The organism is Spirosoma koreense (assembly GCF_054777875.1).
Genome location: NZ_BAAHAC010000022.1, coordinates 1,910,621 through 1,926,700, shown reverse-complemented (window position 1 = coordinate 1,926,700; position 16,080 = coordinate 1,910,621). Strand labels below are relative to the sequence as shown.

Genomic DNA, 16,080 nt, shown 5'->3' with positions numbered 1-16,080 from the left:
GCCAGAAGGTTATGGATTGGGGGCAATTGAGCTACCGCGGCCAGTCTGGCCGCGGTACGTTCATTTCAGACTAACGACCGACTGTTTGTACTTCGCCGTACGTGCATCCTGTATTTCGCCGTTCCAGTTCAGGCCAAAGCCGAAATCATAAGTATGGCCTTCCGAATCCCGGTAGCAGCTCATGTCGCGGGGAACATCTTCGGCCTGAGTTTCCACCGTTTTCATATCAGCGGGCATCTGCATCGGCAGCAGGGCCGACGGTTCGTGAGCACCCGTCAGAATATCCAGCAATGCCTGATCCTGTACGCCGAAGTGAGCCAGAATGCCGTTGGCTGCTTTCTCGAACTCGCCCACAACGGCTGGATTAGCCAGTTGCAACGCCACAATCACCGGCTTTCCGTTCATTTTGGTTTGGGTTTCCGTCACCATCGTCAGGTCGGTGGTGTTGATGGTTTTAGCGGTCTTGCCGTTATACGTCCGATTCGTAAACTTCTCCATCGGATCTCCACCAGCTATACTCGGATCGCGGGTGCCCTGAGCGGTATATGGGCCGTACTGCAAACTAACTGGCACATAGCCCGTTCCGCCCGCTTTGGAGTCTTGGCTGTCGTAGCCACCACCCGAATTCGGGCTTTGGATAAAGACCAGCGCATAATCGGCTTCGGCGGGATTGTCGGTTACCTTGAAATATTTTGCCACAATGGCCATATTGACCGGATAGTCCAGCTTTTCAGGGGTTTCCATACCCAGAAAATTACGTCCTGCCGGAACAAAGCGCTTCGGCACGTATACGGTTTTTCCCTTCGTGAGGGGCAGGGCTTTGGCTTTATTCTTCAGCATCACGACCGACGCCAGCTGGGCCTGGTAGCCCGCTTTCATAAACTCGGCGGTTCCGACGGATTGCTGAGACACCTGCGGGTCCAGATACGGATTCTCGAACAGGCCTACCCGAAATATATTTTTCAGCAGCCGAACCGCCGACTGCTCGAACCGGGCTCGCATAAACGTTTCACCATGCTCTTTGACGCCCATGGCGTAGGCGTCGATGACCGGCCCCGACTCATTATTTCCACCGAACTGATCGACGCCATTCATCAGGATTTTATAGTGCCGCTGGGCAACTGACAATTTCTCGACGCCCCACGATTTGCCGGTCAGAAACACATCCACCGCCGTTTCATCGGCCGTAATCAGCCAGTCGGTGCAAACGACGCCGTCATACTTATATTTGGTCCGCAGCAGATCATGGATGATGTATTTATTATAGCTGTTACCCACGTTTTCACCGTATTTTTTATCCTGGTCAAAGGAGATCGTGTAGTACGGCATCACCGCCGAAGCCATACCGGTTTTGCCGCCCAGTTTGAAAGCGCCATTGATAAACGGCAGAAAATGCGTCTGGAAATTCTTTCCCGGATACACCGCGTATTTACCGTAGCCATAGTGCGCATCGCGTCCGCCTTCACCCGAGCCGCCCCCCGGCCAGTGTTTCACCATGGCGTTGACGCTGTAGTAGCCCCAGCCGCCGGTAATCTCATAAGCACCGACAGACGTCTGAAACCCATCTATGTAAGCGCGCGCCATATCGGTTGCCAATTTGGGGTCTTCGCCAAACGTACCACTCACGCGGTTCCAGCGGGGGTCGGTAGCCAGATCGACCTGCGGAGACAGGGCCGTCGCGATGCCCAGCGCCCGGTATTCGGTGGCCGCAATCTGGCCGAACCGCTTCACCAGCTCCGGATTGAACGTAGCCGCCAGCCCCAGCGAACCGGGCCACATCGAAATGGTTCCACCCGCCCCCGCATTGTATTCTGCATCGGCGCGGGTGCCATGCCGGGGGTCCGAGCTACTGTTGATCGGAATCCCCAGGCCAAGTCCTTCAACCAGCGCCTGTGCGTTGTTATTCCATTCGGCAGCGGCTTCCGGGCTCTGTACCGACGTGATCAGTACGTGGCGGAGGTTATCGTTAGTCAGAAATTCACGTTGCTGATCCGACAGGTCCGACGCTTTAGCGCCACTCTGGGCAAAAACTTTTCCGCCGTACGTACCCGCAAACGGGCCACCGGCGGCTGCCGGAATCGGCTGGTGTTTGCTGTAGAGCATCAGGCCCGCGATCTGCTCGATAGTCATCCTGGAGGCCAGGTCTTTCGCGCGGACATCGACCGACAATCGCCAGTCTTCGTACTTGTCGAGCTTCCCGTTTTTGTTAAGGTCTTTGAAAGCAAACCCTTTATCGGTCAATAACTTTACTCCCGACGATGCGGCATACCCCAGGGTCTGCCCGCCTTTGTTGGTTACCTTCGTCCAGGTCTCCGACTTGGTTTCTGACCAGTTCTGACCCAACGCAACAGAGGCCGACACCAGGCTGGCCAGCCCCACACAAATCGTTTTCTTGCTCATAGGTTTACAGTAGTTGTTAATCGTCGACGAAGCCCACTACGGCTGGTCGGGCAACTCATTGACTCCGTAGTAGCGCTCCCAAAAAGTTAGTTGTGACTTCGTAGGCAACGGTCGGCTTTGAATCGTTTTGTCCAGCATGATTACATTTTCAGTAGCTGGCTGATAGGCAGGCCAATTAGGTAGTTTAGCTCCGTTTGGCGTACCAGTTTTAGCAAAGTTGACCCAGTACGACGACATCACATCCGCCAGATACCGGTCTTCAGGCTCCCAGGGGCGATGGAGCTTATGAAGGTTGTCATACGCATACGCAATCTCGCCCGAGTGAAAAGCGCCAAACTGGGTTTCCGGGGTATTGGCTGGTAACTTACGGTTAAAATTATACACAAATACCGGTGCTTTTCCGGTTTTAGCCTGTAATCTGGCCCAGGTATAATCCTGAATACCAAACGATTCATCGCGATTGACACTCCCCTGCGACTGGGCGGCTTCCGCATCGGTCTGAGCAGGATATAACGCGAGAAAAGCATCGGTCTTATCACCAAATCGCTTTTTCGCCTGCTCCCGAAAGACATCGGCTTTGGCAGGTGTGCCCATAACCTTGTCATCTTCATTCCAGCCGACAATGAGCGGAATATCATTCTGGTGCCCTTTGGCATAAATGGCATAAATGCTTTCCGGTACTACGTAACCGTCTGTAATTGGGGCGCTCAACCCACCCGTCGCTTTCAGCAGTTCATCGGCTGGTCTGGCGCGCAACTCTGCAATCGAATTGGTATTCAAAGCCTTGGCAAACACAACGCCCTGTTGCTCTGCGCTTGGCAAAGTAAGTTTAGGTCGTGTCGGACTCACGACAAAACTACCCCCGCTTTCGGCAATGGCCCGCTGAAACAGTCCTTTGGTCAGAGGAGACGCGGTTAAAAAACTGACTGCAGCCGCTCCTGCCGACTGACCAGCCAGGGTTATCTTCTTTGGATCTCCCCCCAGAGCGGCTATATTTTTCTGTACCCACTTCAGGGCAGCAATCATGTCCAGCAGGGCATAGTTGCCCGATGCGTTGTAACCCGACTCCTGCGAGAGTTCAGGGTGCGCCAGAAACCCGAATACCCCCAGCCGGTAATTGATGGTGACGAACACAACGCCTTTTTTCGCCATGGCTTCCCCATCGTAAATCGGGCAGGCTCCACCCCCGCTCCGGAAGCCGCCACCGGGAATATACACAATGACCGGGCGCTTTTCCGTAGCTGCTTTTGCGCCCGTCCACACGTTTAGGTACAGGCAATCTTCGCTGATGGGCTCTTCCGGTATCAGAAATTCCGACGACCAGTACATGAAGGGGGCGGGTTTCGCCTGCATCGGGCTTGGTCCAAATACCTGACATTTCCGAACGCCCGTCCATTTCACCACCGGTTGAGGAGCTCTCCAGCGCAGGCTCCCGACCGGCGGGGCCGCAAACGGAATGCCCTTGAAAATTCGGACTTCCCCGGTCTGGCTGATGGAACCTTCAATGAGCCCATCTGCCGTTTTGACCCGCTGACCAACAGTGATCAGCGAACTGAAGCACAGAAAAAACAGGAACGCTCGTTTCATCCGAAGAAAAAGGTTAACAAAAAACAAAGCAGCTTCAGTTTGTAGTAGGATTTCTGCCCTTCCGACGGCAGGAGGCATCTTAAAATCTACTATTAAGAGAGCATAAGATGCCTCCTGCCGTCGGAAGGACAGAAACCAGTTATGGCGTTACTACACCATTCTGTTTTAAAATCTTCTGAAAAAATAGCACATGGTATGGCAGCGAGTTCTGCCAATAGTCCCAGGTATGGCCGCCCGGACGCTCCGTGTAATCGTGGGGTGTTTTGTTATAAACCAGCCGCCGGTGCAGCTCCCGGTTCGGCTCGATCAGGAAGTCGTCGACACCGCAATCGATGATTAGCGGCAGGCCGTTGGCTTTTAGCTTATCCGCCATGTTTACTACGGAATTGGCTGCGTACAGATCGGGCTTGGCATCAGCGGGTCCCAGAATCCGTTCGAACCGGGGCGCTACCCGACTTTCGAAATCCGGAGCGATTTTCCAGTTGGCCCGGTTCAGGTCGAGGGCACCACTCATGCTGCCGGCGGCACAGTACAGATCCGGGTGCCGCGCCGACAAGTATAAAGCGCCATGACCGCCCATGCTCAGGCCCGTGATAACCCGCCCTTTTCGATCCCGGATGGTTCGGTAGGAGTTGTCGATCTTCGCGATGACCTCTTTCGTAATGTAGGTTTCGAACTGGTTGTCTTTCTGAACCGGACTGTCGATGTAGCCGCTCAGGTCTTCTCCCTCCGGATTGACGATAATCAGGTTATACTGATCTGCCAGATTTTGCAACAGCGATCGATCAGGTGTTTTCAGAATCCAGTCGCTGAACTTACCACCACCGCCATGCAGTAGATACAACACGGGATAGGTGGTTTTGCCCTTAGCGTACGAATTCGGCAGCACTACCACCGCCCGCAGGTTTTTCTGCATCACCGCCGACGGCACGTCCAGCGTATCGACCTTAGCCGCAAAAGACAGCGAACAAAGGCCCAGCAGCATACTGCTCAATAAAAGACGACGTTTCATATGGTCTGATCTAAAAAAGCTCATAAAGGTTTGGGGGCCGTTAATTCCAGCAAGTCTTTGTCGTGGTGGTACTTTTCGACACACTGATTATCAAAGAACATAGTCGCCCCATTATCTGCCGTATATTTCTGCCAGGTCGGTAAGCCTTTGTGGGCCGGGTTTCCCGTCCGCGCAAAGCTGATCCAGGCCGAGCTCATCTTGTCGGCCAGCGCATAGGCTTCTTTGGTACCGCCGGTCATTTCTTCACAACGGCTGATGTTGTTGAACGCGAACGGGATCTCGATGCAGTGAATCGCTTTGTAGTGACCGTCTACCACCGGCGATTGCCAGGTAAACAGGTACATATACACGGGGGCGGTATTGGTCGCCGATTTCAGGTTAGCGTAACGAACCGCACTCTGCCGGAACCGATCGTCGATGTCCATCAGGTCGGTGGGTTTGGTATCGGCCGGGTAGGCTTTTTTTACGGCGGCTATGTAAGCGTCCGTTTTATCCCCATATTTCTTATGCAAATAGCTTTTGACCTCGTCCAGGGTTCCGTTTGGCATAGCGCCCAGCGACGGCAGGAACTCATTTTTGGTCGAACCGATCAGCAACGGCACCGCGGCAGACAGGGCCAGTGCTTCGGGACTGGCAGGCTGATACGGCAAGAACTCGCCGTCATGGCTTGGGCTCCAGCCGCCCGCCATGGATTTTCCTTCGGCAGCCAGTTGGGTTCTCACTTTTTGCAGGGCTTTGGTGCCAGCTGCGGCCAGTTTGGTGTACGGCATGGTTTGCAGTTCATCTACCTGAGCCGGTTGCAACCCCAGTTCTTCCAGCACAGCAGCCGTTACCCGTTTAGTCATGGCTTTTTCCTGAAAGCTGGCAGCCGTACCGCTCTCGGAAATAGCTTTATGAAACAAACCTTTAGCCGACGGTGTGTTCATGAGCGTAACCACTTTGCCGCCCCCACCCGACTGCCCGAAGATGGTTACGTTGTTCGGGTCGCCCCCGAAACTGGCGATGTTCGCTTTCACCCATTGCAGCGCCGACACCAGATCCATCATACCCACGTTGGCCGACGCTTTGTACTTCTGGCCGTATTCCGACAAATCCAGGAAACCCAGTATGTTTAAGCGGTGATTGACCGAAACCAGTACGACATCGCCTTTCTTACTCAGATTTTCACCATCGTATGAAGGCAGCTCCTGCGACGATCCGGACGAATATCCGCCCCCGTGCAGCCAGACCATGACCGGTCGTTTCTTCGTATCGACACCCGGCGACCAGATGTTCAGCCGCAGGCAATCTTCGTTCGGATAGCCCCAGTCGTGATGATAAACGAACTCCGACTCGTCGCTTACTTTCGTGGTCGGCTCCATCAGTGGGCATACGGGTCCATAGGCCATCGAACTACGAACGCCCGTCCACGAATCGGGTTTGGAGGGAGCCATGAATCGCTCGGCCTTGGCGTAGGGAATGCCTTTGTAGGTGTAAATACCGTTGTGGATATAGCCCTTTACGTTTCCGGATTCGGTCTTGGCAACCGCGTCTTTCGAACCGGTGCTGATCGGGGCATTCGTTCCATTGCTTTTCTGACTCATTCCGGCGAAGGGAACGAGTTGCGCCGTCAGCAGCGCGATCAAGAGTCCCACTTTTTTCATACTTACACAGGTTTAGAATAGGTTGAGTTTAATGCCGTTGAGGAAGTTTCAGTGATTTAGATCCGTTGTCGGATGGGCTTGTCATTCCGACGCAGGAGGATCTTAAAGCGTCCTCATTTATCAGTAAGGAACCATAGGCTTCCTCCTGCGTCGGAATGACAAAGAAGAATTACATGCTTTGTGAGTGAGTCCGCCTTACCGGAAAAGCATAGGCACGTATTCGTTCAGGTACTGCCGCCAGTTGATCCAGGTGTGCCCGCCCGACGATTCCTTGTACTGGTATTTGATCTGGTGCTTGTCGAACAGAGCCAGGGTTTTCTTATTGGCATCCATCACAAAGTCATCTTTCCCGATACCGACCCAGAACAGTTTCTTGCCCTTATTGAACGACGGATCGTTTAACGCTTTGGCGTACTTCGTTTCGGCCTCGTCGATCGCGGAACCGAAAAAACCCGAACTGAACACACCGACGTAATCGAACAGCTCGGGGCGCGTCAGTGCTACATCCAGCGTCTGAAACCCACCCATCGACAGGCCCGCCAGGGCCCGGCTCTCCCGAGCAGGAAGAATCCGATAGGTTTTCTCGACCGTGGGCATGATATCTTTCAGCAGTTCACTGGTAAACAAATCCCGCAGCCGGTTCATCGTTTGCGCGTCTGGCATGCCCGTCTGCGGAGGTAGCGGCATACTGCCGTTGGGCATCACGACAATCATGGGTTTGGCTTTACCGGCCGCGATCAGGTTATCCAGAATAAAGCCCGCCCGGCCCACCGTGTTCCAGCCCGAATCGTCGTCGCCCCCGCCGTGCAGCAGGTAGAACACTGGGTATTTCGTCGCCCCTTTTTCGTAGCCGGGTGGCGTATACACGTGCATCCGGCGGGCCATACCGAGCGTGTTCGACTGATACCAGACTTCCCGAACCTCACCGTGCGGCACCGCGCGGTTATCTTCGAAAGCCGTTTCAGCGCCCGGCACTGCCATCACATTCTCCAGGCTGGAAATGCCCTGCTTGACAACGGGGTTCTTCGGGTCCATCGTCCGAACGCCGTCTACCATCAGGGTGTAGGTGTAATAATCCGGCCGCAACGGGCCGACCGCTACCGACCAGACACCCTGATCGTTTTTGGTGAGGCTAACCGGCTTGTTGCCCGAGGCAAAATCGCCCCCGACCATTACCTCGCTCGCTTTAGGTGCGTAAATCTGAATCAGTACCCGCTTGTCGTCCAGCACTTTAGGCGACTTCAGCGTATCGTTCGCTGTCGGTGTCCGCTGGGGCATTTGTGCCATTGCCCAGGGCGCCAGCAGCGAAGCGCCAATGGCTAGCCCCAGCCACAGGCCTTTTGGGGTCGATCGTGTTTGTAAAAGGGTCATAAGCATAGGAAAAAGTGATTAGGCAAGTTTTGATAAAGCTGGTTCAGATGCAGTTCTGCAAGGGCGTAAGGTGGGTCATAAACGATTGCTCATTCCCGACCAGGACGGTTGGTACTACTTACTTCGCCAGAGATTGGGCAGTAGTTTGTAGTAAAGCAGATGCCGCCAGGTGCCCCAGTCGTGTGCCCCATCGCCACCCACGTAGTAATCGTGTTTGATGTTATGTTTCTGCAGGGCTTCATGTAATGCTACGGCCCGCTTGCCGATGGTTTCGACTTCGCCCGTTCCCTGCCCAACCAACAGGTAGTCGATTTTTTGATTGGCTGCCGGATCGTTCAGCAAAGCCGCGCTGACTTTCTCCGTTTCCAGATCGCCCGCGCTCAATACCCCGAATGAACTGAACAGATCGAGGTTCTTCAAGCCGACTAGCTGCGTATGCCGTCCTCCCATCGACAGACCCGCCAGCGCCCGGCCTTTACGGTCCGCACGGGTGCTGTAGGCGTTGTCCATAAACGGGATAATCTGCTTTTTTAGCTCTTCTTCAAAAAGCGGAAACGTTTTTTCGGTGTGGGCCGGATCGGTGCGGTGAACCACCTGATTGTTGGGCATGGCAATCAGCATTGGCACCATTTTTCCTTCGGCAATGAGGTTGTCGGCAATGAAATTAGCCCGCCCATCGAGACTCCAGCCCGAAGCCAGTTCGCCACTGCCACCCACCAGATACAGGACCGGGTATTTTTTTTTCGGTGTATAGCCCGGTGGTGTGTAAACGTACATTTCCCGTTCGCCCTTCAGCACGTCCGAATGATAGATGTGGCGGGTTACGGCTCCGTGCGGAACGGGTTTGGCGTCGTAATAAGCGGGGCCATTGCCCTGAACGACCACGTTGCTATAGCCTGGCTGGTCGTTGAAGCCCGTCAGCGTGTTGTTCGGATCGACTACCGATACGCCATCGATAATGAATTTGTAGACATAGATATCGGGTTTTACCGGCCCTACCGTCAGCGACCAGAGTCCATCGTCGCCTTTCTGAAAAGGGATAGGCTCTTTCGCCGATAAGGCCAGCAACATTGGTCCACCCGTGAGCATGACCTGTCTGGCCTCGGGCGCTTTCAGTCGGAAGATGATGGTGTGGTCATCGCGAACCTCGGGTGAGAGAACCGTTGCACCAAACGGCATCAGATTCTGTGTGTTCTTTTGCGGATTCCAATCCAGATTGACATGGGCCTGCTGGGCCAGCACACATTCATTTCCAACTAGTAAGGCCAGGAAAGACAGGTAGCAGGTTCGGCGTAAGAGCATAGGTTAGGGCTTTACGTCAAAAATACATAAAGTTCCTGATCGCCGAACGGGAAAGCTGTTTTTTTGTAAGATAAGACGACCCCATAGGGCTTTTTTAATGTCGGGTATGGCACCCGCCCGCCATACCTTACCCTTTCATAAACCGAACCAGGCCGACTTCAAGCAGCAAAAAGCCCAAGGCGCCCAGCAGAAAATATTTCCAGAGACTTTTTCCTAAATTTTCCTGTTCCAGTACCTGCACAAAATCGCCATCCTGAATGCTGTCGAACACTTCCACGTTGGACTGATTGGCAAATGCCCGTCGCAGTTCGTCAGCCGAATAAAAATCCATGGCCGATTCCTGATTTCCGTGGTTAAAAGCCAGCAGCCGCTCCGTTTTGCCCTGGTCGTTTAGTAATTCATAGTATCCAGCTTCCACTTCCTGTCCGGCAGCCAACTCATTGCTTTTGGGCATTTCGAGTATGAGTTGGTTACCCACCATACGCTGAACGGGAATGATTTCCAGTTTATCGTGCTTCAACTTGTACACCGCCCGATCTGACGGATTACTCACGGGAATGGTGACCAGGTTATCCTCAAACGAATAAGCTGTTCGTTGCGCCCGCACGCTCAGAGCCGCCATTTTATACATGACCGGCACAAAGAGTGCATGTTCAGCCAAACTACCATAGGCAGCCGTGAGTGGGCTAGCCAGCACATACACGTTCCCCTGCGTCGAACCGCTGCCCACTTTAGACTGCGTTAGAAGCGGGCTTCCGTCGCGCAGACTCAGCAGTCGATCTCCGGCATTCCACCGCCATACAGGAGCCACGCTCGGCATGTTCAGGGCTTCGGATTGGTAGCTCTGCTGGAACACGTCACGGAAGTACGGATTCCGCCGGTCGGGGTCGGCCACGGGTAAGGGGCTGGGCGTGCTACTGGCAGAACCTGTTACCTGCAGATTTCCAATGCCCAGTCCCTGCAGAAAAGGGCCGTAAGAAGCACTGTTCGGAACAGCCGGCGGAATGATGGCCAAACTCCCACCCTGCCGCACGAACCGCTCCAGCTCGGAACGCAGGGTGCCATTGACATCGGCGACGCCTTCCAGCACTACCAGGTCCGTTTCCTTCAACTGCCCGACGTCGAAATTCTGGGCGTTGAAACTCCGCCGAACGAATAAGCTGTCGTTCGAATAAACCGCATCGACATAGCCCGTCGTACGGCCGACCGGAGCGGCCTGTTGCTCATACAGGTGTAATACCCGGACGGCCGGCGACGCTTCGATGACGAAAAAATACTGATTGTCGAAAGTGATGGGGTAATCTTCAAACACGATCCGGCCTTTGTGATAGCCTTTTGAGGTCACATTGAAATTGAGTGAAACCGTCGCCGAACCACCCGGTGCCAGCGTCGCCGTCGCCGTTGACGTCTGAGTATCGTCTAGATAGAGCCGTATGGGCAGGTTTTTCACATTTTCCTGGCCTGCATTGTTCAGCTTGACGTTCAGGCTATTGTTCTGCATCTCGCGAATAAAGGGCGTACTGAGCCAGACCGAATCGACATAAACGTTTTTGGTCGACTGCGCATCCAGTGGCACAATAAACAAGCGATCGGTTGTGTCGATCCGCAGCCGCGACAAGTCGCCTGTAGTGCTTTTCTGAAAATCCGAAAACCAGAACAGCTGATTATGTCCACCCGGATTGAGCGAGCTAAGCAGATTTCGTTGCCGCCGGTACACCGCTTCGAGTGTACGGGGCGTATGCGCAAACCGGATCGAAGTAACCCGATCTTTGATCGACTCGGCCGAACCTGCCTGCTGTTCGGCGGCCGAAAAATCGTTGGTCAACAGTTGGAGCGACGTCGCATTGCGAAACAAGGTCAGCAGTTCATCTAACCGGCCGATGGCAATATCCAGATAGCGCTTGGTGTTCCGCTCGTTCTGCATACTGAACGAATTGTCGACGTACAAACTGGTGACACCCTGCCTCGATAGACCCAGTTTGTTTTTTCCGGGAATGAACGGCTGCGCAAAGGCCAGTACCAGACAGGCCAGAAACAAACAGCGACAAGCCAGAATAAGCCAGTGTTTCAGCCGCCGGAACGACTTCGTTTCGGTCTGGACCGTTCGTAGCAAGGCTACGTTCGTAAAAAATACCCGTCGTGTTCGCCGGAAGTTGAACAGGTGAATCGCAATCGGGACCGACACGGCCATCAGGCCAAATAAGAAGGAAGGATAGAGGAAATTCATTCAGGCAGTATAGAAAAGTCATTCAATGGTCACTTATTAGTCATTAACATCACCCGATACCAATTAGCAAGGAATACGTATAAGTGACGGCTAGCTGACAACTAATGATCCGTAAATGACAATATTTATTTTAACGATCTGGCCCAGGTTTTTCGTTTCCTGAATGCCTAAGTTAGTCAGGGATTGTGATTTCGTAAAACGTCGTTTGGGTTTGTAGCACATCGGTATAGGTGATCGAGCCTGATTCGTCTCCCAACGTCGTAAACTCTGCAATGGGGGTATGCCCAACTACTTGATGAAAGCCGGTCAGATAGTCCGCTTTTGTTTCGGAACGATCCGCCCAGAGGGGGCCGCCATACGGCGCGTAGCCGCCCCGCCGAGGCCCGACGTCAAATAATACTTTCCGAACCCGGTGTGGTTGCTGATGGACTTGATTGAGCAAGGTGGCCAGATTATATTCGGGCGTTATGGGTAGTTCGTTCTGCTCTAAGCCGGCTAGTAGGTGCTTCAGCCAGTGATTTGTGATGCCTGCGTGAGTAAACAGATAAGACTCTTGTTGATGGGCAATTTGAAAAAATGATCTGTGGCAACCGAATAAATCGCTCAGTGCCGGTTGTGCCCATGACCGAAAGCCAGAACAGCGGTAGTGCGGAAAATGCAGATACTGAGCATCGTGGTTGCCAATTAGTAAGACATACTTGTTGGGGCTGGCACTTTTCAACTGGATGATTTCCTGGAGATTATGATAAATCGTCTCATCGTCGAGCACATGGCTATCTGTATAATCGCCCAGAAAGATGACAAGATCGTAGCGATCGATTGGTGCTTGTTTCCAGACCGCTCGGCCGTGTAGATCACTAACAGTAAGGATCTTCATACTGATTACTTTGATCGATCAAGATACAAAAAGCCCCAACTGGCTAACCAGTTGGGGCTGAATTCTAAACCTGGCTTTTTATGATTTAACCGACTGGCTTTGACTTAAAAATGCTTTCGCAGAAAGCTAAATGGAATAATCAAAGTCAGTCAAATCACAACAATCCGTGTCAAACTTATAGCGTCCGTTTTACTTCTTTCAGTTCGAAGCTTTCGATCACGTCGCCCACCTCGATGTCGTTGAAATTACGAACGCTCAAGCCGCATTCGTAACCTGTTTTCACTTCAGTCACATCGTCTTTGAAGCGTTTCAGCGCGCTGATCTCTCCGGTATGTACCACGATGAAGTCGCGGATGATTCGGATTTTGTTATTCCGTTTGATCGTTCCTTCGGTGACGTAGCAACCAGCCACTGTACCGATTTTACTGATCTTGAATACTTCACGCACTTCAACGTTACCCACAATGACCTCTTCGACGGTCGGGGCCAACAGGCCTTCCATTGCGTCTTTCACTTCATTGATTGCGTCGTAAATGATCGAGTAGAGACGGATTTCGATCTGCTCCTGCTCGGCCAGTTTCCGCGCACTCGACGATGGGCGTACCTGGAAGCCAACAATAACCGCATCTGACGCTGACGCCAGCAGCACATCCGACTCGGATATCTGGCCAACGGCTTTGTGGATGATATTTACCTGAACCTCTTCGGTAGAGAGTTGGAGTAACGAATCGGACAGGGCTTCTACCGAACCGTCTACGTCTCCTTTCACAATCACGTTCAGCTCTTTGAAGGTACCGATAGCTTTCCGGCGACCGATTTCTTCGAGCGTAATGTGCTTACGGGTACGTAGCGTCTGTTCACGCAGGAGTTGCTCCCTTTTGTTGGCAATCTCGCGCGCTTCCCGATCCGTTTCCATCACATTGAACTTGTCACCTGCCTGAGGAGCACCGGGTAAACCCAGGATCTGAACAGGAGTCGATGGTCCGGCTTCTTTGATGCGTTCGCCCCGGTCGTTTGTCATCGCCCGAATGCGTCCGTAATGAGCTCCGACGAGCATGATATCGCCCTGGTGGAGGGTACCGTTCTCAACCAGCACGGTCGATACGTAACCCCGGCCTTTATCCAGCGAGGCTTCGATAACCGTACCTAAAGCCCGTCGGGTAGGATTGGCCTTCAGTTCGAGCAGTTCAGCCTCCAGCAGTACTTTTTCGAGTAGATCATCGACACCCAGACCCGATTTCGACGAAATTTCCTGTGCCTGATACTTACCCCCCCATTCTTCGACGAGCATGTTCATAGCAGACAGTTCCGTTCGGATTTTCTCGGCATCGGCACCCGGTTTGTCTATTTTCGAGAACGCAAAAACAATCGGTACACCTGCTACCTGAGCGTGGTTGATAGCTTCGCGCGTTTGTGGCATGATGCTGTCGTCGGCCGCGATAACGATGATAACCACATCGGTTACTTTCGCACCCCGTGCCCGCATGGCTGTAAAGGCTTCGTGACCCGGTGTATCCAGGAACGTAATCATGCGGTCATCGCTGGTTTTTACGCTATACGCGCCGATGTGCTGGGTAATACCACCGGCCTCACCAGCCGCTACTTTGGCGCGACGGATGTAATCGAGCAGCGAAGTTTTACCGTGGTCGACGTGTCCCATGATTGTCACAATGGGAGCACGTGGCTGTAGCTCTTCGGGCTCATCGGCTTCAACGTCGATACCTGCTTCGGTTTCATCTTCTGCCGATATGAATTGTACGTCGTAACCAAATTCGTCGGCAATGACCGTAATGGCCTCTGCATCCAACCGCTGGTTGATCGACACGAACATACCGAGGTTAAGACAAACCGAAATAACCTCGTTGATGGATACGTTCATCAGCGACGCCAGGTCGTTAGCCGAGACGAACTCCGTCACTTTCAGCGTTTTTGCTTCCAGTTCCTCCTGTTCGTTCAATAAACGACGGTCTTCTTCGCGCTGACTCCGCCGATCCCGCCGACGATCGGCCCCCCGGTTTGGGGTATTTCCCTGCATCCGGGCGTTGGTTTGCTGAATCGCCTTCCGGACGTCGGCCTGCGTAGGCGCTTCCCGGCGATTGTTGCCTCCCCGATCTGAACGGTTGTTATTGTTCGTATTTCGCCCACCTGAACGGTTGTTGTTATTATTAGTATTCCGTCCATTGGCGTTGGTGTTCGCGTTAGTAGTTGGCTGACCACCCCGGTTGGCGTTATTACCGTCCTGAGCGGGGGCGTTTCCACGATTAGCTGGTGCCTGAGTCCGATCCCCCTGGCCCTGGTGCTGACGGTTGTTGTTATTGTCCCGTTGGCCACCCGTCTGGTTCTGGTTGCGATCACCCGCCGGCCGATCGCCCTGGGCACGGTTTACCGGCCCACGGTCACCTTCACGAGGTGGCCGATCGTTGCGATTTCCACCCTGCGGCTGGCCACCCTGATTGGGGTTTACCGTACTACCAAGGGCTCCTTCACGTCCACCGCGAATCCGTTTCCGTTTTTTCTTGTCGGCGTTGCTGTTGTTGCCTCCCCCCTGACGAGGGTTATTGACCGGCAACTCGATTTTGCCAAGGATTTTCAGCCCACCGAGCTGATGACTACCAGCGGCCCGGATCGTTTCCGTTGGGGCTGCCGAATTACCATCTTCAGAGTCTGAAGTAACGGGTCGGGCTTGTGGTGGATTCGGCCGGTTGTCTGGCCGATTATTGGATCGATTGGCAGGTTGCGGCTGGGCCTCCTGTTTGGGCGCCGAAGCGACCGGATCGGCCGGTTTGGGCGCTTCCGGTCGATTGACTGGCTGTTGTGGTTCGGGCTGTTTGGCCACAGGTGGCTGAACGGGCTGGTCGACGACCGTTGGTGGTTTTGGCGCTTCTTTCGGCGCCGTTTCTACCGGTGTTGGCGTGGCCACTGGCTGAACCGGTGCAGGTTTTGCTTCAACAGGTTTTACCACTTCAGCCACTGGCTGCACAACGGTAGGTTGCGAAGGTGCTGGCGGAGTAGAAACCGGTTTGGGTGTATCGACAGGTGCCGTACTGGCTGGTTTCTCAGTAGTTTCAACTGGCTTCACGTCCTGCGGGGGAGTAGCCTTTACCTGCGGAGCAGGGGGCGTCGAAACCGCTGGGCGGGCGTTCAGGTCAATTTTACCGACAACTTTCAAGCCCGGCAGACCCGTCTGGGCAGTCTGCGGTGCTGATTTTGGCTCCACAGGAGCAGCTTTAGGCAGTTCAGCTTGAACGGCTTCTGGTTTGTTTTCGACAAGTGGACGTCTCGCGTCATCCCGACGCCATGCAACGACATCCTCCTCCTGACGACGAGGTGGCTCCACGACCGCAACCGACGGTTCGGTCCGACGAGCTCCGCTCAGGAGTTCCGTTGATTTGTACTCTTTCGCTAACACCTCCAACTGTTCCATGTTGATTTTGGTGTTAGGATTAATTTCAACCTTAAACCCTTTGGCAGACAGACTACTCGCAACAGAGGAAAGTCCTTTGTTGAGAATTTTTGCCACTTGGCTTAGGCGCATTGACTTTTCTTCTGCCATACGTTCGGTCTATATTCGGCAAATTTAATGGTTGTTGGTATCTTATGAACACCAGTTCTGAGAATAAAAATCCCTTGAAATGATAATGAATAATGAATAATGTAAAAT

At 53.5% G+C, this 16,080-nt stretch carries 9 protein-coding genes; all 9 read right to left on the bottom strand.

Annotated elements, in window-relative coordinates; genetic code table 11:
• Nucleotides 1–60 precede the first annotated feature (60 nt).
• On the bottom strand, nt 61–2,400 hold the full coding sequence (locus ACYVC2_RS21430; RefSeq protein ID WP_461105550.1) for a glycoside hydrolase family 3 protein: 2,340 nt from the start codon (nt 2,398–2,400) through the stop codon (nt 61–63).
• A 36-nt stretch (nt 2,401–2,436) separates the two neighbouring features.
• Nucleotides 2,437–3,987 (bottom strand): carboxylesterase/lipase family protein, encoded by a 1,551-nt coding sequence (locus tag ACYVC2_RS21425; protein WP_461105548.1) that lies wholly within the window; start codon nt 3,985–3,987, stop codon nt 2,437–2,439.
• 139 nt (nt 3,988–4,126) lie between these two features.
• On the bottom strand, nt 4,127–4,999 hold the full coding sequence (locus ACYVC2_RS21420) for an alpha/beta hydrolase (protein WP_461105546.1): 873 nt from the start codon (nt 4,997–4,999) through the stop codon (nt 4,127–4,129).
• A gap of 20 nt (nt 5,000–5,019) precedes the next feature.
• Nucleotides 5,020–6,642: a carboxylesterase/lipase family protein gene (locus tag ACYVC2_RS21415; protein ID WP_461105544.1), complete on the bottom strand. Its 1,623-nt coding sequence runs from the start codon at nt 6,640–6,642 to the stop codon at nt 5,020–5,022.
• Between the two features lie 195 nt (nt 6,643–6,837).
• Entirely contained in the window at nt 6,838–7,929 is a 1,092-nt protein-coding gene (locus ACYVC2_RS21410; RefSeq protein WP_461107202.1) for an esterase, read from the bottom strand.
• A gap of 198 nt (nt 7,930–8,127) precedes the next feature.
• Complete coding sequence (locus ACYVC2_RS21405) at nt 8,128–9,315, bottom strand: esterase (protein ID WP_461105542.1); 1,188 nt, start codon at nt 9,313–9,315, stop codon at nt 8,128–8,130.
• A gap of 127 nt (nt 9,316–9,442) precedes the next feature.
• Nucleotides 9,443–11,542 (bottom strand): BatA domain-containing protein, encoded by a 2,100-nt coding sequence (locus ACYVC2_RS21400; RefSeq protein ID WP_461105540.1) that lies wholly within the window; start codon nt 11,540–11,542, stop codon nt 9,443–9,445.
• A 172-nt stretch (nt 11,543–11,714) separates the two neighbouring features.
• Complete coding sequence (locus ACYVC2_RS21395; RefSeq protein WP_461105538.1) at nt 11,715–12,419, bottom strand: metallophosphoesterase; 705 nt, start codon at nt 12,417–12,419, stop codon at nt 11,715–11,717.
• Nucleotides 12,420–12,594: 175 nt separating this feature from the next.
• Complete coding sequence (gene infB, locus ACYVC2_RS21390) at nt 12,595–15,972, bottom strand: translation initiation factor IF-2 (protein ID WP_461105536.1); 3,378 nt, start codon at nt 15,970–15,972, stop codon at nt 12,595–12,597.
• Nucleotides 15,973–16,080 lie beyond the last annotated feature (108 nt).

What these genes read in the sequence shown, in the direction of transcription:
- ACYVC2_RS21415 (WP_461105544.1), bottom strand. Translation starts at nt 6,642, where the DNA reads ATGAAAAAAGTGGGACTCTTGATCGCGCTGCTGACGGCGCAACTCGTT.
- ACYVC2_RS21420 (WP_461105546.1), bottom strand. Translation starts at nt 4,999, where the DNA reads ATGAAACGTCGTCTTTTATTGAGCAGTATGCTGCTGGGCCTTTGTTCG.
- ACYVC2_RS21425 (WP_461105548.1), bottom strand. Translation starts at nt 3,987, where the DNA reads ATGAAACGAGCGTTCCTGTTTTTTCTGTGCTTCAGTTCGCTGATCACT.
- ACYVC2_RS21400 (WP_461105540.1), bottom strand. Translation starts at nt 11,542, where the DNA reads ATGAATTTCCTCTATCCTTCCTTCTTATTTGGCCTGATGGCCGTGTCG.
- ACYVC2_RS21405 (WP_461105542.1), bottom strand. Translation starts at nt 9,315, where the DNA reads ATGCTCTTACGCCGAACCTGCTACCTGTCTTTCCTGGCCTTACTAGTT.
- ACYVC2_RS21395 (WP_461105538.1), bottom strand. Translation starts at nt 12,419, where the DNA reads ATGAAGATCCTTACTGTTAGTGATCTACACGGCCGAGCGGTCTGGAAA.
- ACYVC2_RS21430 (WP_461105550.1), bottom strand. Translation starts at nt 2,400, where the DNA reads ATGAGCAAGAAAACGATTTGTGTGGGGCTGGCCAGCCTGGTGTCGGCC.
- ACYVC2_RS21410 (WP_461107202.1), bottom strand. Translation starts at nt 7,929, where the DNA reads ATGGCACAAATGCCCCAGCGGACACCGACAGCGAACGATACGCTGAAG.
- infB (WP_461105536.1), bottom strand. Translation starts at nt 15,972, where the DNA reads ATGGCAGAAGAAAAGTCAATGCGCCTAAGCCAAGTGGCAAAAATTCTC.